The organism is Erwinia sp. E_sp_B01_1, from assembly GCF_036865545.1.
GTDB lineage: Bacteria > Pseudomonadota > Gammaproteobacteria > Enterobacterales > Enterobacteriaceae > Erwinia.
Map to the genome: position 1 here is coordinate 113,134 of NZ_CP142208.1, position 20,183 is coordinate 133,316.

General features: G+C 56.0%; 12 protein-coding genes and 1 pseudogene. All 13 read left to right on the top strand.

Translation table 11 applies throughout. The features are described from left to right. Positions 1-21 precede the first annotated feature (21 nt). The 13 genes and pseudogenes from eptB to VRC33_RS00560 all read left to right on the top strand — a co-directional run bounded on the left by eptB (position 22) and on the right by VRC33_RS00560 (position 20,169). Positions 22-1,719 (top strand): kdo(2)-lipid A phosphoethanolamine 7''-transferase, encoded by a 1,698-nt coding sequence (gene eptB, locus VRC33_RS00500; RefSeq protein WP_338559785.1) that lies wholly within the window; start codon positions 22-24, stop codon positions 1,717-1,719. A 664-nt stretch (positions 1,720-2,383) separates the two neighbouring features. After that, complete coding sequence (dppA, locus tag VRC33_RS00505; protein ID WP_338559787.1) at positions 2,384-3,988, top strand: dipeptide ABC transporter periplasmic-binding protein DppA; 1,605 nt, start codon at positions 2,384-2,386, stop codon at positions 3,986-3,988. A gap of 197 nt (positions 3,989-4,185) precedes the next feature. Then, the gene (dppB, locus tag VRC33_RS00510) at positions 4,186-5,205 is read left to right on the top strand and encodes a dipeptide ABC transporter permease DppB (RefSeq protein WP_338559789.1); all 1,020 of its coding nucleotides are present in this window, start codon (positions 4,186-4,188) and stop codon (positions 5,203-5,205) included. 10 nt (positions 5,206-5,215) lie between these two features. After that, positions 5,216-6,118 (top strand): dipeptide ABC transporter permease DppC, encoded by a 903-nt coding sequence (gene dppC / locus VRC33_RS00515; protein WP_338559791.1) that lies wholly within the window; start codon positions 5,216-5,218, stop codon positions 6,116-6,118. A gap of 10 nt (positions 6,119-6,128) precedes the next feature. Beyond that, entirely contained in the window at positions 6,129-7,115 is a 987-nt protein-coding gene (gene dppD / locus VRC33_RS00520) for a dipeptide ABC transporter ATP-binding protein (protein WP_338559793.1), read from the top strand. After that, positions 7,105-8,109 (top strand): dipeptide ABC transporter ATP-binding subunit DppF, encoded by a 1,005-nt coding sequence (gene dppF, locus VRC33_RS00525; protein WP_338559794.1) that lies wholly within the window; start codon positions 7,105-7,107, stop codon positions 8,107-8,109. Before dppD ends, dppF begins: the two co-directional genes overlap by 11 nt. A 509-nt stretch (positions 8,110-8,618) precedes the next feature. Beyond that, positions 8,619-9,410, top strand: coding sequence for a cellulose biosynthesis protein BcsO (gene bcsO / locus VRC33_RS00530; RefSeq protein ID WP_338576866.1), 792 nt, complete (start codon positions 8,619-8,621; stop codon positions 9,408-9,410). Continuing rightward, positions 9,401-10,198 (top strand): cellulose biosynthesis protein BcsQ, encoded by a 798-nt coding sequence (gene bcsQ / locus VRC33_RS00535; RefSeq protein ID WP_338559799.1) that lies wholly within the window; start codon positions 9,401-9,403, stop codon positions 10,196-10,198. The genes bcsO and bcsQ overlap by 10 nt, the downstream gene beginning before the upstream one ends. A 91-nt stretch (positions 10,199-10,289) precedes the next feature. Further along, positions 10,290-12,385, top strand: a pseudogene (gene bcsA / locus VRC33_RS00540) (UDP-forming cellulose synthase catalytic subunit). Beyond that, a complete protein-coding gene (bcsB, locus tag VRC33_RS00545; RefSeq protein ID WP_338559801.1) occupies positions 12,382-14,874 on the top strand; it encodes a cellulose biosynthesis cyclic di-GMP-binding regulatory protein BcsB in 2,493 nt (830 codons plus the stop codon). Before bcsA ends, bcsB begins: the two are co-directional and overlap by 4 nt. A gap of 8 nt (positions 14,875-14,882) precedes the next feature. Then, positions 14,883-18,689 carry a cellulose synthase subunit BcsC-related outer membrane protein gene (locus VRC33_RS00550; RefSeq protein WP_338564398.1) on the top strand — a complete coding sequence of 1,269 codons (3,807 nt, stop codon included), beginning with the start codon at positions 14,883-14,885 and terminating at the stop codon, positions 18,687-18,689. A 2-nt stretch (positions 18,690-18,691) separates the two neighbouring features. Then, complete coding sequence (gene bcsD, locus VRC33_RS00555; RefSeq protein ID WP_338559803.1) at positions 18,692-19,159, top strand: cellulose biosynthesis protein BcsD; 468 nt, start codon at positions 18,692-18,694, stop codon at positions 19,157-19,159. 35 nt (positions 19,160-19,194) lie between these two features. Then, on the top strand, positions 19,195-20,169 hold the full coding sequence (locus VRC33_RS00560) for a glycosyl hydrolase family 8 (protein ID WP_338564399.1): 975 nt from the start codon (positions 19,195-19,197) through the stop codon (positions 20,167-20,169). Positions 20,170-20,183: the final 14 nt, after the last annotated feature.

Consider the following 20,183-nt stretch of genomic DNA (forward strand, 5'->3'; position numbering starts at 1 on the left):
TTACGCCGGGAATAAGGTTGAATGAATTATATTAAATCTCTGACTCAGCAAAAGCTGTCGCTTATGCTGGCATTTTACATCGGTATTTTCCTGAATATTCCTGTATTTTACCGACGTTTTGATCCTTTCCTCACCCATTTCAAAGCTTCACAGTGGTTCTCCGCTGTGGCAGAAGTCATGGCTATCGTGCTGCTGACTTTCTTCCTGATGCGCTTGTTGTCGCTGGGTGGAAAAGTGTTCTGGCGCATCGCGGCCACCGCACTGGTGCTGATCTCTGTAGCCGCCAGCTATTATATGAGCTTCTTCAACGTAGTGATTGGCTACGGCATTGTCGCCTCGGTGATGACTACCGATACCGACCTGTCGAAAGAAGTGATCGGCTACCACTTTGTGCTGTGGATGGTGCTGGTCAGCGCGGTACCTTTATTGCTGATCTGGCGTAACTCGCTGCGTATGACGCTGATTGAACAGTTGAAAACCCCAGGTCATCGTATCAAGCCGCTGTTTATTTTGCTGCTGGCCGTGGCGCTGGTCTGGCTGCCGATCCGTTACTTTGATAAGCAGCAGAACATCAATGAGAAGCTGACCAACGTTGACCTGCCAAGCTATGGCGGCGTGGTGGCACACTCCTATCTGCCCTCCAACTGGCTCTCTGCGCTGGGGCTGTTTGCCTATACCAGCTATGACGAGAAGATGGACAGCAAAGACCTGCTGGATCCGGCGAAGAAGTTCAGTTACACCGCGCCAGCCGGGCTGGATGATACCTATGTAGTCTTTGTGATTGGTGAAACCACCCGCTGGGATCATATGGGTCTGCTGGGCTACGAACGCGATACCACCCCGAAACTCTCTCAGGAGAAAAATCTGGTGGCGTTCCGTGGTGAGTCCTGCGATACCGCCACCAAACTTTCACTGCGCTGCATGTTTGTTCGCGAAGGCGGAACTGATGAAGGCCCGGGCCGCACGCTGAAAGAGCAGAACGTATTTTCCGTGCTGAAAGAGCTGGGCTTCAGTTCTGAGCTGTTTGCGATGCAAAGTGAGGTCTGGTTCTATAACAACACTAACGCCGATAACTTTGCCTTCCGTGAGCAGATTGGATCTGAGCAGCAGAACCAGGGCAAATCGGTCGATGATATGCTGCTGGTGCCGGAGCTGAAAAAGTCGTTAGACCGTCATCCGCAGGGCAAGCATCTGGTGATCCTGCATACCAAAGGTTCACACTACCTTTATTCTCAGCGCTACCCTCGTGAGTTCGCACGTTATCAGCCGGAATGTATGGGCGTGGATGACAAGTGCAGCAAAGAGATGCTGATTAACGCCTTCGACAACTCGGTGCTTTATACCGATACGGTGCTGGATAAAGTGTTCGACCAGCTACGTGATAAGAAAGCCATCGTATTTTACGCTTCCGATCACGGCGAATCGATCAGCGAGAACATGCACCTGCACGGCACGCCGCGCAATATGGCCCCGCCTGAGCAGTTCCGTGTGCCAATGATCGTCTGGGCATCCGATAAGTATCTGGCTGACCCTCAGCATCAGAACGCTTTTGACCGGCTGAAAGCGCAGCAGCGTGTGGGCACCACCCATCGTCACGTTGAGCTGTTTGATACCATCCTGGGCTGTCTGGGCTACACCTCGCCGGATGGCGGTATCAACGATAAAAATAACTGGTGTGCCGATCCCACTAAGGCCAAAGCGACAGACGATAAAGCCTGATTGCCTTACACCGCCCTCAAGCCCGGAATCTTCCGGGCTTTTTTATGCCTGTCATTCCTCAGCGAAACGGCAGCATAATATTCTGCGCTCAGAAAATGACTCTTCCAAAAATTAATCCATTTTTAACGACAAATTACCGGCCAAACCCCTTCTCCCGTCTGGGATTGAGTGCTTAATTCGCGTCGCGTTTCGCTTATGACCGTTATCGGGTTGTTGATGATTTCTTATACCTGTGTTGCAGCATATTTAGCTGGATTTCATGACATAAGCAAAGCGTATCGTTCAGAAATAAGGCACTTAATGGATTATATTTATCGTTTTTTTTCAGAGCAAATTGCCATGATAAAAGGTGTGGGCATTGTGTTTGTGCGGTGAAACGGCCAGTGAATAAACGTTTCAACCAAAAATGTTATGAATTGGTTTTTTTTATGTTTGCTTGCTGTTTCTCACACTCTGTGTAAATACCTGACAGTTGTATTGACGTTCATTGCAACTGTTGACAAATTGATGCCTCAACGAGAAAGGAAGCGGATTAGTCTGATGGTTTCTCCAGTACGCCGTTTCCCCTCTCTGCTGCCGTAAGGCACGACGCAAAGACCGCATTAAAAAAATACAGGGTCTTGCAGATGCACACACAACACCACATCACAATTGGAGCAGAAGCATGAGTATTTCTAAAACAGGGATGCTGAAGGTAGGTCTGAGCCTGATCGCTCTTACCGTTGCCGCTGGCGTCCAGGCTAAAACCCTCGTTTACTGTTCAGAAGGGTCGCCAGAAGGGTTTAACCCGCAGTTGTTCACTTCCGGCACCACTTACGATGCCAGTTCTGTGCCGATCTATAACCGCCTGGTAGAGTTCAAAACCGGCACCACGGAGCTGCAGCCGGGTCTGGCAGAAAAGTGGGACGTGAGCGAAGACGGCAAGACTTATACCTTCCATCTGCGCAAAGGCGTGAAGTGGCAGACGACAAAAGACTTCAAGCCAACTCGTGACTTCAATGCCGATGACGTGGTCTTCTCCTTCGAACGTCAGCTGGATAAGAACAACAAATTCCACGGTGTCTCTGGCGGCAGCTATGAGTACTTCGAAGGCATGGACATGCCTAAACTGATCAGCAAAATCGAGAAAGTGGACGAGAATACCGTGCGCTTCGTGCTGACCCGTTCTGAGGCGCCGTTCGTGGCTGACCTGGGCATGGACTTCGCCTCCATTCTGTCTGCGGAATATGCCGATAACATGCTGAAAGCCGGCACTCCGGAAAAGATCGACCTGAACCCGGTCGGTACCGGTCCGTTCCAGCTGCTTCAGTACCAGAAAGACTCCCGTATTCTGTACAAAGCTTTTGACCAGTTCTGGGGCACCAAGCCAAAAATAGATCGTCTGGTGTTCTCCATTACTCCGGATGCCTCCGTGCGTTACGCCAAGCTGCAGAAAGGCGAATGCCAGGTTATGCCGTACCCGAACCCGGCTGATATTGCCCGCATGAAGGAAGATAAAAATATCAACCTGATGCAGATGCCTGGTCTGAACGTCGGCTACCTGTCGTTCAACACCGAGAAAAAACCGCTGGATAACCTGAAAGTGCGCCAGGCGCTGACCATGGCGGTGAACAAGCAGGCGATCATCAACGCGGTTTACCAGGGTGCGGGCCAGGCGGCTAAAAACCTGATCCCACCGACCATGTGGAGCTACAACGACGCGGTACAGGATTACGCTTACGATCCGGCTAAAGCCAAAGCGCTGCTGAAAGAAGCAGGCATGGCGGACGGTTTCTCCATCGACCTGTGGGCCATGCCTGTTCAGCGTCCGTACAACCCGAACGCACGTCGTATGGCTGAAATGATCCAGTCTGACTGGGCGAAAATTGGCGTGAAAGCCAAAATCGTCACTTACGAGTGGGGCGAGTACCTGAAGCGCGCTAAAGCCGGTGAACACCAGACCGTAATGATGGGCTGGACCGGTGACAATGGGGATCCGGATAACTTCTTCGCCACCCTGTTCAGCTGCGCTGCGGCCAAAGACGGTTCCAACTACTCACGCTGGTGTTACAAGCCGTTTGAAGATCAGATTCAGCCAGCCCGTGCTGAAGCCGATCACAACAAGCGTATTGAATACTACAAACAGGCTCAGGTTGTGATGCATGACCAGGCGCCTGCGCTGATTATCGCGCACTCTACGGTGTACGAACCTGTCAGCAAGAAAGTGACTGGCTATGTGGTTGACCCGTTAGGTAAACATCACTTCGAGAACGTTGATATTCAGGAATAACAGTCGGGGCCGGTAGCTGGCCCCTTCTTACCCCCTGTTGGGCCGGACGTTTCCGGCCCAAGCCTGTACCGCTCGGAAGCAAAAAAATGGTCAAGGCGCCCTTAAAGGCGTCGCGAGGGAGAATATCCGTCGCAAGATGTGAGCAAATATAATCTCTCAGGCATAGATCCTGCGGGAACCAAAAGAGAATCCGGAATATGCTGCAGTTCATACTCCGACGTCTGGGACTTGTCATCCCGACGTTTATTGGTATTACCCTGTTAACCTTCGCGTTTGTCCATATGATCCCCGGCGACCCGGTGCTGATTATGGCTGGCGAACGCGGTATCTCTCCTGAACGTCACGCGCAGTTGCTGGCCCAGATGGGTCTGGATAAGCCGCTGTGGCAACAATATGTCTCCTATGTCTATGGCGTGCTTCATGGCGATCTGGGCATCTCACTGAAAAGCCGTATCCCGGTCTGGCAGGAATTCGTTCCCCGCTTCAAAGCCACGCTGGAGCTGGGTATCTGCGCGATGATGTTTGCCGTCGCCGTAGGCATTCCTGTCGGCGTTCTTGCTGCGGTTAAACGCGGCTCCGTTTTCGATCACACTGCGGTAGGCATCTCGCTGACCGGCTACTCCATGCCGATTTTCTGGTGGGGAATGATGCTGATCATGCTGGTCTCCGTGCAGTGGAACCTGACCCCGGTTTCCGGGCGAATAGGCGATACGGTATTCCTTGATGACAGCCAGCCGCTGACCGGTTTTATGCTGATCGACACCCTGATCTGGGGCGAGCCGGGCGACTTTAAAGACGCCGTAATGCATATGATCCTGCCAGCCATCGTGCTGGGCACCATCCCGCTGGCGGTAATCGTACGTATGACCCGTTCCGCAATGCTGGAAGTGTTAGGGGAAGATTATATTCGTACCGCGCGCGCCAAGGGCCTGACGCGGATGCGGGTGATTGTGGTACATGCGCTGCGTAACGCCATGCTGCCTGTGGTGACCGTTATCGGTCTGCAGGTGGGAACGTTACTGGCCGGTGCCATTCTGACCGAGACAATCTTCTCCTGGCCTGGTCTGGGTCGCTGGCTGATCGATGCGCTTCAGCGTCGTGACTATCCGGTGGTGCAGGGTGGCGTGCTGATGGTGGCCATTCTGATTATCGCGGTCAACCTGTTGGTTGATGTGCTCTACGGCGTGGTTAACCCGCGCATTCGCCACAAGAAATAAGGGGGCCAGGATGTCTTTAATCGATCCAGGCAGCGTGACCGCTGCACCCAAGCCCATGACCCCTCTGCAGGAGTTCTGGCACTATTTTAAGCGTAACAAAGGCGCCGTTATCGGCCTGGTCTACGTGGTTCTGATGTTCCTTATCGCGATTTTCGCCAACGTTATCGCCCCGCATGCTCCGGCAGAGCAGTTCCGTGATGCGTTGCTGCATCCTCCGGTCTGGCAGGAGGGTGGGAGCTGGAGTTATCTCCTCGGCACCGATGACGTCGGGCGCGATGTGCTTTCCCGCCTGATGTACGGTGCGCGCCTGTCGCTGCTGGTCGGCTGTCTGGTGGTGGTGCTGTCGCTGATCCTTGGCGTGATTTTTGGTCTGATCGCAGGCTATGTCGGCGGGGCGGTGGATGCCATCATCATGCGTCTGGTGGATATCATGCTGGCTCTGCCAAGCCTGCTGCTGGCACTGGTGCTGGTGGCGATTTTCGGGCCGTCGATCGTTAACGCCTCGATTGCGCTGACCTTCGTGGCCCTGCCGCACTACATCCGACTGACCCGCGCTGCGGTGCTGGTGGAAGTGCACCGGGACTACGTTACCGCCTCCAATGTGGCGGGTGCGGGTGCTCTGCGTCAGATGTTCGTCAATATTTTACCAAACTGCCTGGCACCGTTAATCGTGCAGGCGTCTCTGGGCTTCTCCAATGCGATCCTTGATATGGCCGCGCTGGGCTTCCTGGGTATGGGTGCGCAACCGCCAACGCCGGAGTGGGGCACCATGCTCTCCGACGTGTTGCAGTATGCGCAAAGTGCCTGGTGGGTAGTGACCTTCCCCGGTGTGGCGATCCTGCTTACCGTGCTGGCATTTAACCTGATGGGCGACGGTTTACGCGACGCACTCGACCCGAAACTCAAGCAGTAAGAGGCACCAGATGGCACTATTAAATGTAGACAAACTGTCGGTGCATTTCGGCGACGAAAAGGCACCGTTCCGCGCGGTAGACCGCATCAGCTATCAGGTCGAACAGGGCCAGGTAGTGGGCATTGTGGGAGAATCCGGCTCCGGGAAATCTGTCAGCTCGCTGGCGATTATGGGGCTGATTGATTACCCTGGCCGCGTGATGGCCGACAAGCTGGAGTTCAACCAGCGCGACCTGAAACGTATCTCCGAAAAAGAGCGTCGCCAGCTGGTGGGCTCGGAAGTGGCGATGATTTTCCAGGATCCGATGACCAGCCTGAACCCCTGCTACACCGTGGGCTTTCAGATTATGGAAGCGATCAAGGTGCATCAGGGCGGCAACAAGAAAACCCGCCGTCAGCGCGCGATTGACCTGCTTGATCAGGTCGGTATTCCCGACCCGGCATCACGTCTTGATGTCTATCCGCATCAGCTTTCCGGAGGAATGAGCCAGCGCGTGATGATCGCGATGGCGATTGCCTGCCGGCCAAAATTGCTGATTGCCGATGAGCCTACCACCGCCCTGGACGTGACCATTCAGGCGCAGATCATCGAACTGCTGCTCGATCTGCAACGCCAGGAGAACATGGCGCTGATCCTGATCACCCACGACCTGGCGCTGGTCGCCGAGGCCGCGCAGCACATCATCGTGATGTACGCCGGGCAGGTGGTGGAAACCGGCAAGGCCGTGGATATCTTCAAGGCTCCCCGTCATCCCTACACTCAGGCAATGCTTCGCGCGCTGCCCGAGTTTGCGGCTGACAAGGCGCGCCTTGCTTCACTGCCGGGCGTGGTACCGGGCAAATACGATCGCCCGAACGGCTGTCTGCTGAACCCGCGCTGCCCGTATGCCAACGACCGCTGCCGCGCAGAAGAACCTGAATTACGTGATATTCCGGGCCGTCAGTCCAAATGTCATTACCCGCTGGATGATGCCGGGAGACCAACTTATGAAGCCTGAAGAAAATTCTGCTCTGCTGATGCAGGCGATAGATTTGAAAAAGCACTACCCGGTGAAGAAAGGCCTGTTTGGTCAGGAACGCCTGGTGAAGGCGCTGGACGGCGTCTCCTTTAATCTGGAACGCGGTAAAACGCTGGCAGTAGTGGGGGAATCTGGCTGCGGTAAATCGACGCTTGGACGCCTGCTGACCATGATCGAAACGCCGACCGAGGGCCAGCTGTTTTATCAGGGACAGGATCTGTTAAAGCACGATCCTGCAGCCCAGAAGCTGCGTCGCCAGAAAATCCAGATCGTGTTTCAGAACCCCTATGGTTCTCTGAACCCGCGCAAAAAGGTCAGCCAGATCCTGGAAGAGCCGCTGCTGATTAACACCAGCCTGAGCAAGGCGGAGCGCCGCGAAAAAACGCTGGCGATGATGGCAAAGGTCGGCCTGAAAACCGAACATTACGATCGCTATCCGCATATGTTCTCCGGCGGCCAGCGTCAGCGTATTGCTATTGCCCGTGGTCTGATGCTGGATCCGGACGTGCTGATTGCTGATGAACCTGTTTCCGCACTCGACGTTTCCGTACGCGCGCAGGTGCTGAACCTGATGATGGATTTGCAGCAGGAGCTGGGGCTGTCCTACGTCTTTATCTCTCACGACCTGTCGGTGGTTGAACACATCGCTGATGAGGTGATGGTGATGTACCTGGGACGGTGTGTAGAGCGGGGCACTAAGGAAGCGATTTTTGCTAACCCACGTCATCCTTATACTCAGGCTTTGCTGTCCGCCACGCCGCGTCTGAACCCGGACGATCGCCGCGAGCGCATTAAACTGACCGGCGAACTGCCAAGCCCGCTGAACCCGCCGCCAGGATGCGCGTTCAATGCGCGCTGCCGTCGCCGTTTTGGCCCTTGTACGCAAATTCAGCCTCAGCTAAAGCAGTACGGTGACCAGCAGATCGCCTGCTTTGCAGTGGATCAGGATGAAGGTCAGCCTGTCGGCAAGTGACAACAATAACGTTCAAAGGCGAATCTCAGATTCGCCTTTTTTTGGCTGAAACAGAGGCTTATTTATTAGGAAAACAGGTGTATTGTGAACTGGATCACAGCATTGTACTTATGCGCCCCGTTCACCTCACGCTTGAGTGAAAAACAGGCCCACCGGATAAAATAGGGGGGCAGGGCCAGTGAAAAGTGACTTATGTCAAATTTATGCCGCCATCAGGAGATTATTTGATAACTACAACTAAAGTATTGCTGACCTATCTGTGAAAACGTATTTTTCGTAACCAGCCATTTTCTTTTCATTTACGGATTATTTAATTAACCTGGCGAAATTATTTAATTAAGGCAAATAATAACAAAGTTGACTGATAGTCTGCGTAGCCATTTATTTTATTTATCCTGAAGAGTTAATTATTCACTAACCGTTATAAACAGGCTTAAGAATAATCTCAGGGAAATAAAAATAGTGTGTTATATTGCCGCAAAATTCCTCTACTCTCCGCGATCATTCCCATGAAAAGTTATGATGACCTGCAGCGTTTTAAAGAAAAAACGCAAACAAACCATATCGAATTCAAGGACATGTCTGAACAGACGAAGAATTCAGACAATACCAACTGGGCGATCATTAAACAGTTGATGACGGATGACGCGGAGCCGACATTAGGCAACGGGCAGCGTATTGATGTGGCTGCTCCGCAGCCCGTTGGCGAAGATGTTTTCAAGGCAGTACACGTACAGCCTGAGGCAGTCTTGCAGACCCAGCCGCATTCATTGCGGCCCGTGGCTCAGCAGCACAGCGTGGCAGCGTTTGTCGCCAGGCCGGTGGGTGCTCAGGTGGGCGGTTCGCTGCTGGACAGCATTTCCGCTTCGCTGAAACCCGCCGCTGAACCTGCTCCTGCCGCCGCTGAAACTCTGCTGGCTGCCGCGCAGCCGGATGCTTTTGCCGCGGCCGCACAGCCCGCTCAGGCACCGAACCCGCTTGCCGCGGCTCAGGTGCAGAGCCCGCAGCTGACCGCGCAGCCGGATGCTTTTGCCGCGGCCGCAGAGCCCGCTCAGGCACCGAACCCGCTTGCCGCGGCTCAGGTGCAAAGCTCGCCGCTGACCGCGCAGCCGGGCGCCGTTTCGCAGCCCGCATCTTTACTCTCGTCGCTGCCAGCCGCGCCGCCGGCCCGCACCCCTGTGCAGGCTGAGCTGCCGCGCTTTAAACAGCTGTTCAGCACGGCGCCGGAGCCGTCCATCGTTGCCCAGTCCAAAGATACTTTGCTGCAACCTCTGCTGGAGAGAATTGCCTCATGCCGTTAGTTTGTATTTGTTCTCCCAAAGGTGGCGTAGGTAAAACCACCGTAGCTGCCAATCTGGCTTACACCCTCGCCCGCGGCGGCAGCAAAGTGCTGGCGATTGATTTCGACGTGCAAAACGCCCTGCGTCTGCACTTCGGTGTGCCGCTTTCTGATGGCCGTGGCTATGTGGCAAAGTCCTCAGAATCACCGGACTGGAGTCAGTCTATCCTGACCACCGGCGGCAATATCTTCGTGATGCCTTACGGAGAGGTTACCGAAGAGCAGCGCGTTGAATTTGAAGATAATTTAATCCGTGACCCGAACTTCCTTGCCCGCGGTCTGCACACCGTTCTGAACTATCCGGGCCTGGTGATTGTGGCGGATTTCCCGCCAGGTCCGGGCCCGGCATTAAAGGCAATGGCTGCGCTTGCCGATTTACACCTTGTAGTGATGCTGGCGGATACCGCTTCGCTGTCACTGCTGCCGCAAATCGAAAACGAAAAGATGACTGGCGCCGCGCTGAATCAGCGTGCAGGACACTACTTTGTCCTGAACCAGAGCGACAGCCGTCGCAATATCAGTCGTGACGTAACGGCCTTTATGCAACAGCGACTGGGAGACCGGTTGCTGGGTGTGGTGAATCGCGATGAGAGCGTGGCGGAAGCCAATGCCTCGCAGCAATCCATCTTTGATTTCAGCCCTGTATCGGCTGCGGCCTTTGACATAGAGATTGTAGGCAAACGCGTTGCTGCCCTGCTCGATATCAAGGTCGGTGACGGCGAGATGCAGGCACCGCTGAGATCGCGTTAGTCGGCGGCTAAGCCGTCGGGTATGGATGCCTGAATCACCGTAGCGCGCCCGTGCTGCGGTAAAAATAATAGTCTCGCTTTCAGGATGACTTATGAAAAAAGTCCTGTATTACCTGCTGCTGCTGGTATTATTCCCGCTCGCCGCAGTGATTATCATCACCCCTATGGACAGCCAGAAACAGTATATTTTTGGTCTGATTTCCATCGCCATTCTTTTTATCCTGGGCATCAATAAAAGCCGCAAGATTTCTATGGTGATGGTGTTCCTTTCGGCATTAATGTCGACTCGTTATATTTTCTGGCGCGCCACGGAAACGCTCTCTTTTAATTCCGAAGTGGAAGCAATCCTGGGGATCGGGCTATTTATTGCCGAGATTTATGTCTGGGCGATCCTGATCCTCGGCTACCTGCAAACATCATGGCCGCTTAAGAGAACCATCGAGCCGATGCCCGATGACATCAACTTATGGCCGACCGTTGATATCTACGTGCCGAGCTATAACGAAAGCCTTGATGTGGTCCGTGATACGGTGCTTGCCGCACAGTGTATCGACTACCCGCGCGACAAAATCAAAATCTATCTGCTGGATGACGGCAAGCGCAGCGAGTTTGCGGTGTTTGCCGCCGATGCAGGCGTGGGCTACATCACCCGCGACGACAACCGCCACGCTAAAGCCGGTAACCTGAACCACGCGATGCGCATCACCAAAGGCGAGCTGATTACCGTCTTTGACTGTGACCACGTAGCCACCCGTGCCTTCCTGCAGGCTACCGTCGCGCCGTTCCTGAAAGATCCCAAACTGGCCCTGTTACAGACGCCGCACTATTTCTATTCGCCGGATCCGTTTGAACGTAACCTCAAGGCCGCGCGCGACATCCCTAACGAAGGCGCGCTGTTCTACGGCCCTGTTCAGCAGGGTAACGATAACTGGAATGCCACCTTCTTCTGCGGCTCCTGTGCGGTAATTCGCCGATCGGCGCTGGAAGAAATTGGTGGCTTCGCCACAGAAACCGTGACCGAAGATGCCCACACCGCGCTGAAAATGCAGCGTCTGGGCTGGAAATCTGCCTTCCTGGCCCTGCCGCTGGCGGCGGGTCTGGCTACAGAGCGTCTGGGTCTGCATATCGTTCAGCGTACCCGCTGGGCGCGTGGCATGACGCAGATTTTCCGCGTGGATAATCCCCTGCTGGGTCGCGGCCTGAAGTGGCAGCAACGCCTGTGCTATCTCAACGCCATGCTGCACTTCCAGTTTGGCCTGCCGCGCGTGATCTTCCTGACGGCGCCGCTGGCTTATTTGCTGTTTAACCTGAACATCATTCACTCGTCAGCCAGCCTGATTTTCGCCTATGTGCTGCCGCACCTGGTGATGTCGCTGTATGTGAACTCCCGTATGAATGGGCGCTTCCGCGCCACCTTCTGGGGTGAAATTTACGAAACGGTGATGGCGTTCCACCTGGTTATCCCGACGTTCCTCACCATGATTTCGCCTAAACACGGCAAGTTTAACGTGACGGATAAGGGCGGCCTGCTGGATGTCGGCTTCTTCGATTTCAACATCGTGCGTCCTCATGTGATTTGTGCGGCACTGCTGCTGATTGGTGTGGTCAGCGGCATCGTGCGTGCTGTGGCGCATGACTATTTTGGTGTGGACCCTTACGTTATCGCGCTGAACGTTGGCTGGGCGCTGTTCAGTCTGATCATCCTGATGGCGGCCATTGCCGTGGCGCGGGAAACCAAACAGACCCGCAAAACTATCCGCATCGAAGTGGACATTCCGGTAGTGCTGCATTACGCCAGCGGCATCTCTTCACGTACCACCACTGTCGATCTGTCGATGGGTGGAGCGCGGGTAAATGCACCCGATGATCGGCATGAAACGGACCAGATCGAAGCGATCGACCTGATGCTGCAATCCGGTGCTATCACCATTCCTGTTGGCACCATCGGTGCTGAAGAGGGGGTGATCCGTCTGAAGTTCGACGAGATCCCCCTGTCACGCCGCCGCGAGCTGGTGCGTGTGGTGTTATCCCGTGCTGATGCCTGGATTAAACCAGAAGGGGGAAAGACCGACCTTTCCGCTCCCTGATAACCATTATCCGTACCGTATTTGAATTGTTCTGGCTGACCTGGAAAGACCGTCGTGCAAAACGTCAGACCCTGAAGGCTGAAGAGGATGGCGTGGCATGAAGCGACTGATTTTCCCGGCGATCTGTTTTACCAGCGTTCTGACTTTGAGCAGCGTCTGGGCCGCACCGGAAAGCGTGACTCAGGACAGCTCTGCGCTGTCGCAGATCCCGCCTCCGGCCGGTCTCTCTTCTGCGGCTCAAACCGGGAGCGAGAGCTATGCTACCCAGATGAATCAGGCAACCAGTGATTCTTCGGCTGAGCAACCTTCAGCAGCGGATACCACTCAGGAACAGCCCGACCCGGCTATGAGCCTGCCAGCAGGTTTGCCGCCGTTGCCTGCGCCGGTCACTGAAGCTCCGGCTGGGGTTCCCCATGTGATGCTGAACCAGCCGCTCTCCACCACTATTTCGGTCGGCGAGATGGGCCAGACCAGCGGCATCCTGTTAACCGGCGGTCAGCTCCAGTCAGGGATTGTCTTTACGCTCCCCGGCGATGAAGTGATCACCAACGCCCGCCTGAACCTGTCACTGAAAGTGTCACAGGCTTTGGCCGCGCGTAACACCTCGCTGCAACTGATGCTTAACGGCCAGCCGCTGGGAACGCTGCCGCTCAGCGCCTCAGACAGCGAAAGCGAAGAGTATCAGCTGGATATTCCCGCCGCGATGGTGGTGTCCAGCAATAACCTCAGCTTTAAAATTAATGATGCGGATCAGCTGCTGTGCGAGCGCGACAGCGCCAGCCAGTATCAGGTCACCATCCTGCCAAAGACCAGACTGTCGCTGGAAGGCCAGCAGCTGAACATCGGTAACACGCTGCGCAATTTCCCGCGTCCGTTTATCGATCCGTTGCGTATGACGCCGTCGAGCGTGGCAATGGTCTTTGGTCAGTCAGTGACGCAAGGGAAAGTCAGCGCTGCCGCTATTCTCTCCTCCTGGTTAGGCATTCAGACCGATTATCGCGGGATTAACTTCCCGGTGCTGCGTAACGAACTGCCTGAGAAAAACGGCATCGTCTTTGCCCAGCCGGGTGAAACCATCGCCGGTCTGGTTGTGCCGGACGTCACCGGCCCGACGCTGCAATTGGTGGATAACCCGGTAAATCCGGTTTACAAGCTGATGCTGGTGATTGGCAAGGATGAAGATGAACTTCGTCAGGCGGCATGGCGTCTGACCCAGCCGCTGAGCGTGGACAGCGCTTCGCTGGCGGTAGCCGGACAAAACATCCCGCTGAGCAAGCCTTATGATGCGCCACGCTGGATCAACACCGATCGCCCGGTTCGCCTCAGCGAGCTGCTGCGTAAAGATCAGAGCCTGACCACTACCGGTATCTGGCATGATGCGCTGCGTGTTAACTTCCGCGCCGCACCAGACCTGTTCCTGTGGGATGGTGAAACCTTGCCGGTGCAGCTGACCTACCGCTTCCCGTCGGAAAGCTGGATTGACGAGAACAAGTCGTTCCTCAACGTGGGTCTTAACGGGACCTTCCTGCGTAACCTCTCGGTGAACAAAGTCGGACTGTTAGAGAACATCTGGCACCGTCTGGGCGGCGATGCGCGTCAGGAAAATTACACCCTGAAGCTCGATCCCTACCTGATTTATGGCGACAACCAGCTTCAGCTCTATTTCAACATCAAGCCAAAAGAGAACGCGCCTTGCGGCGTGCTGACCAACAACAACATCAAGAGCCGTATTGAGGACGATTCGTATATCGATCTGAGCCATACGCGCCACTTTACGCTGTTGCCGAACCTGGCTTACTTCGTGGGGGCTTCGTTCCCGTTCACCCGTCTGGCGGACTACTCACAGACCGTGCTGATGCTGCCCTCCTCACCGAGCAATGCAGAGATCGGCACGCTGCTGGATATGGCAGGACGTTCTGGCAATGCCACGGGCGTGGCGCTGAGTCACAACAGTGTGATGTTCGGTATTCCGGCTGGTGGCACCTCTTATCAGCGTCTGCAAAACAGCGACGTGCTGGCGGTGACCACCCTGGCTCAGACCGCCTTTAATCAGTCGATGTTGCAGGGGACTCCCTACGATGTTAACGGCCATACGCTGGGCGTGAAAGAGCCGACGCTGCTGGATAACCTGCGCGGCTGGCTGACCGGTGACTGGTATCGCCAGGCGGTGGATGCCGATCGCTATTTCTCTTCCAATGAAGACTGGCGTGGATTTGTCAGTTACAGCTCGCCGTGGAACAGCTCCCGCGTGGTGGTGATGACCGTGGCAACCGATGATGCGCAGCTTTCACGCCTGCATCATGACCTGTCGCTACAGCGCATCAATGCCGGGATCCGTGGCGACACCGCCATCATCACTGATGAAAACGGCATCCGCAGCTTCCGCGTTGGCGCGCAGTTCCCGAGCGGACAAATGCCCTGGTACATGATGGTGGTCTGGTATGCCAACCAGCATGCCGTGGTGCTGGCGCTGCTGGCGCTGTTGTTCTCTGTCCTGGTGGGTCTGAGCACTGTCGTACTGCTTAAGCGGCACGCCTGGAAGCGTCTGAACCCGCAGAATGATGCCGATTCCTCTGGCGAGAAGAAGTGATGACCCTAATGAAAATGAAAACGCTTACCGCCAGACTTCGTCAGCTTCAGGTATCCGGGCTGGCTCTGGCTGCCTCCACACTGGTCTTCCCGGCGGTGGCAGCGGAAAACAATCCGGCCCTTCAGGCTCTGTTCGATCAGGCAAATTACTGGCACCAGAAGGCTCATGACGAGCTGGCCCGTGATGCGCTGAACAAAGTGCTGATGGTCGATGGCAGTAACACTCAGGCGCTTTACCTGATGGCCTTGTGGGCCCAGCAGAGTGGCGATACCGCGACCGCAGGCAAATGGCGTGCCCGCCTCAATGAAGTGTCACCGAACGACTCCCGGCTGGTGGAACTGGAGCAGGCCCGTCAGTTGCAGTCTGTCCCGACGGCCCAGCTCAGCCTCGCACGTCAGCAGGCACGCAGCGGCAACATCTCCGCTTCGTTGCAGACCTGGCGGAACACCTTCAGCGGTAACGAGCCGCCAGCCAGCGTGGCGGCGGAATACTACCTGACGATGGCGGGCGACCGTTCGCTGCTGCCGCAGGCGGTGGATAATCTTCGTCAGTTCTCAGCGCAGAATCCTCAGGATAACGGCGCCAGGCTGGCGCTGGGTAAAGCCCTGACCTATCAGGAAGCGACCCGCCGTGAAGGGTTGCAGATGCTGGAAAGTATGGCTGACGGCAATCAGGATGCCGATCGGTCGCTGCGTCAGGCGCTGTTATGGCTTGGCCCGAAACCGGATGATGCGCCGCTTTATCAGAACTATCAGCAACGGCACCCACAGGATCGCACGGTGATGGACTATTACCGTAAGAACGCCGGCGGCGCCGAAAAAGGCCAGGGCTTTACCGCGCTGAACAGCGGTGATGTAGCTGGTGCGCAATCGGCCTTCGATCAGGTGCTCCAGGCGAACCCGGAAGATGCCGATGCGTTAGCCGGTCTGGGCTATGTTGCCCAGCGCAACGGCAACTATGCGGCCGCAGCCGATTATCTTGAGCGCGCAGCGAAGCAGGGCGGTGACAGCAGCCAGCAACGTCAGCAGCAGTCGGCCGATGCACGTTTCTACGCACAGCTGGCGACCGCGCAGCAGGCGATGAAAGCGGGCAACAGCGAGCAGGCGCTGAGCCTGAGCGAACCGCTGACTCAGGCTGAAGGCGAGAAGGGCGTGTCGGCGAAACTGTTCCGTGCCGACGTTCAGCGCCGCAACAATCAGCTGGAGGCCGCTGAGCAAACTTACCGCTCTGTGATCCAAAGCGATCCGAATAACCGTCCGGCGAAAGAAGGCCTGTTCTACGTCCTGCGTCAGCAAAACCGTGGCGCAGAAGCCAATACCCTGCTCTCTTCCCTGCCGGACAGCGTGCGCGAAAGCGTAACGCCAAAGCCTGCCGTAACCAGCGATCCGGTCCGTCGTCAGGCTAAACAGGCGCTGGCCGCTGGCAATCCGCAGCAGGCTGTCACTATCCTGCAGCAGGGGATCCAGCGCTTCCCGACCGATCCCTGGGTCCGTCTGGATCTGGCACGTTTATATCAGCAGCAGGGCAACACCTCGCTGGCGGCTGGCGTGATGCAGCCGGCGTTCCGTAACGGTGCCAGCAACAACGAAATTTACGCTGGCGCCCTGTTCGCCAGTGAAAGCGGCGCCTGGCAGCAGACGCAGACGCTGATCTCCCGCGTTCCTGTCCGCAGCCAGACCAGCGAGATGCGTGAGCTTTCACGTCGCGCTAACTTCAATCTGCAGATGGCTGTGGCAGAGCAGTATCTGGCGCAGGGATCTGACGCCGCAGCGGCTAACACGCTGAAGGCGCTGGCAGTCAATCCACCGGAGAACCCGGCTGATGCCGGTAATCTGGCAAAAGGGCTGGCCGATGCGGGTGACCTGACTACCGCCGTTTCGGTGGTACGCAACAGTATGCAGCGTGGCGTGAAAGGCAATGCGGGCGATTATGCCGCGCAGGTTGCAGTGCTGAATCAGGCTGGCCTGGGCGGTGAAGCGCAGACTTTCCTGAGCAATCCGGAATTGCAGTCGCGCAGTACGCCAACGCAGCTGGCCGGTATTCAGAATGGCTACGTGATCAACGAAGCCGATCGTCTGCGCTCGCAGGGACAATATGCCGCCGCGTATGACAAGCTGATTGGCGCATTGCAGCACGATCCGCAGAACCAGGATCTGATGTTTGCCATGGGCCGTCTCTATCAGTCCGGCAAAATGAACAAAGAAGCGGGCGTGGTCTATGACTACCTGATGACCCGCGATACGCCAACGCAGGATGCCCGCATCGGGGCGATAGATGTGGCGCTGGCCACCAACGATCTGGCGAAAGCCAAAAGCCTGACCAGCGGACTGCGCGGCGAACCCACGCCGGAACGCCTGCTGTTAATGGCACGCGTGGCGGAAGCTGACGGCGATCATCAACAGGCACTGGCCTACCTGCGCAATGCACGCGGTAAGATGATTGGGCTGAACGGCGGCACCGACGGATCCAATCCGGCTATCGGTGGCCTGGCGCTGAACGATAATCCGTTTATCAACCGAACCACGCCTTCCCAGCGTCGTTCGCCTTCTGCTTACGGCTCTGTGATGCCGTGGCAGCAGACCCCGGCGGGCAGCGATGCTGCGCTGCAAACCACGGGTGTGGCAGCCCCAACCCAGCAGAGCCGTACCCTGCATCAGATCGACACCATGATGGACGATCTGCAGGAGCGTACCGGCACCTGGGTGCAGGGCGGGGTTCAGGTCAGAGGACGTGACGGTGAATCGGGCCTCAGCAAGCTGACGGAAGCCAAAGCACCGCTGACCTGGTCAACCGTGCCTTATGGCGACACGCGCTTTGACTTCACTCTGACGCCGGTGACGTTAAGTGCAGGCAGTGCTTCCGGCACTTCTACTTCACGCTTTGGCTCTCAGGCGCTGGAGCAGGGGCGTAGCGCTCAGGCCAACGACATTCTGCCCTCTGAAGTGAAGCTGGATTCTCCGGGATCGCAGACCGCTTCCGGTGTGGAAGTGAATCTGGGCCTGACCAACGATACCTTTAAAATTGACCTGGGCTCAACGCCGCTGGGTCAGGATCTCAGCACCCTGGTGGGCGGCATTCAGTGGTCACCTAAACTCACGGATTACCTGACGCTGATCCTCACCGGCGAGCGCCGTGCCGTCACTGACAGCCTGCTCTCTTATGTCGGTGCGGAAGATAAACTCAGCGGCAAACGCTGGGGCCGCGTAACCAAAAACGGTGGTGATGCGCTGTTGAGTTATGACAACGGTGATGCCGGGTTCTACTTTGGTGCGGGGGGTTACAGCTACATTGGCGAGAACGTCGAAAGCAACCAGAGTGTGATGGGTCAGGCGGGCGCTTATGTTCGTCCGTTCCATGACGAGAACGGTGAGCTGAAAACCGGTATCAGCATGAGCTGGATGGATTTCTCGAAAAATCTCAGCTACTACAGCTACGGCCAGGGCGGTTACTTCAGCCCGCAGAACTTTGTCGCCGTCTCGTTACCGGTTGACTGGAGTAAGAACTACGACGATTTGAAAGTGAAGGTGGGCGGCTCCGTAGGCTACCAGTCTTACTCTCAGGATCGCAGCGCTTACTTCCCGACCGATCCGGAAAAACAGGCTCAGCTTGAAAGCTATTACAACGCCGGTTACGCCACCGAGGCTTACTATTCTGGCGGCAGCAAAAATGGCATTGGCTATAATCTGCATGCCGGTGCGGATTACAAGGTGAACAAAGACATCACCCTTGGTGGCCAGCTTGGCTACGATACCTTCGGTGACTACAACGAAAGCACCGCCCGACTCTACTTCCGCTATATGCTCGGAGACAAATAAGCATGAGTGAACTTACAGACCGCACGCTGAATTACTATCGTCAGCAGCAGTATCAGCCAGGCTGGTTTGATTTACTGAGCGTGATGATTAACGGTATGTTACGCAATGCAGGAGAGCGTGAAAGCCACGCCTTCCTGCAGCAGATGGGCGAAACTCTGGCGACCCGCTACCCGTTGGCTGCGGCCCAAACCGTGGCCGATCTGGAACAGCAGATCAACGCGGTACTGGCTCAGTTCAACTGGGGTTTTGTGGATGTGCAGCCGCATGAGAACGCCGTGGTTATCTCTCATATGGCGCTGCCACCGGGCGATGGGCAGATTGAAGCCCGCCAGTGGCGTCAGGCTTTGGCTGCTGTGTTGCTTGGGCTTTATGCGCGTTGGTTACGCGATCAGGGGGGCGATCATGCCGTACCGCTGGTGTGTGAAGAGACCGACAGCGAAGCAACGCTGAATTTCCGTTATCAGAAGTGAGGAAGCTAACGATGTCTCTGCTCAGAGCGGGCGTGATGATCATTGCGATGGTGGTGGGCTGTGCGCAGGCCACCGCGTCCGATGGATGGAGTAGTTTTAAAACCCGCTTTATGACCAGCGATGGGCGGATCCAGGACACCGGCAACAACAACGTCAGCCACACCGAAGGGCAGGGCTATGCGATGCTGATGGCGGTCTGGTACAACGACCGCAACAGCTTCGACAGCCTGTGGCGCTGGACGCAGCAGCATCTGAAAAACCCGCAGAATGGCCTGTTCTACTGGAAATATATTCCCGACGCGGCCGATCCGGTGGCAGATAAAAACAATGCCTCCGATGGCGATGTGCTGATCGCCTGGGCGCTGCTGAAAGCGGGCCAGAAGTGGCAGAATCAGGCTTATCTTCAGGCATCTGACCGGATTCAGAAGGCGATCATTCAGCGTGATGTGATTACCTTTGGCGGTTATACGGTGATGCTGCCGGGCGCGCAGGGGTTTAATAAAACCAGTTATGTGGTGCTGAACCCCTCTTATTTCCTGTTCCCCGCCTGGCGTGACTTTGCCGCGCGCAGTCACCTGAAAGTCTGGAATAACCTGATCGACAGCGGCATGGATCTGCTGTCGAAAATGCGTTTCGGCGATGCCGGGTTACCGGTTGACTGGGTGGCGCTGAATGCCGATGGCACGGTTGCCCCCGCCACCGCCTGGCCACCGCGCTTTAGCTACGATGCGATCCGCGTGCCGTTATATGTTTACTGGTATGACGCGCAGAGCCTGCAGCTGGTGCCTTTCCAGCGTTACTGGATGAGTTTCTCCAGGCTGCAAACGCCGGCGTGGATTGACGTAATGAGCAACAACAAAGCGCCCTACAATATGGCAGGCGGTTTGCTGGCGGTACGTGATTTAACGCTGAATGAGGTGGGGAATGTGAGCGATCGGCTGGATGAAAAAGAGGATTATTACTCTTCCAGCCTGCACCTGCTCAGCTGGCTTGCGCTGAAGGATCGATAAAAAAAGGCCGCTCA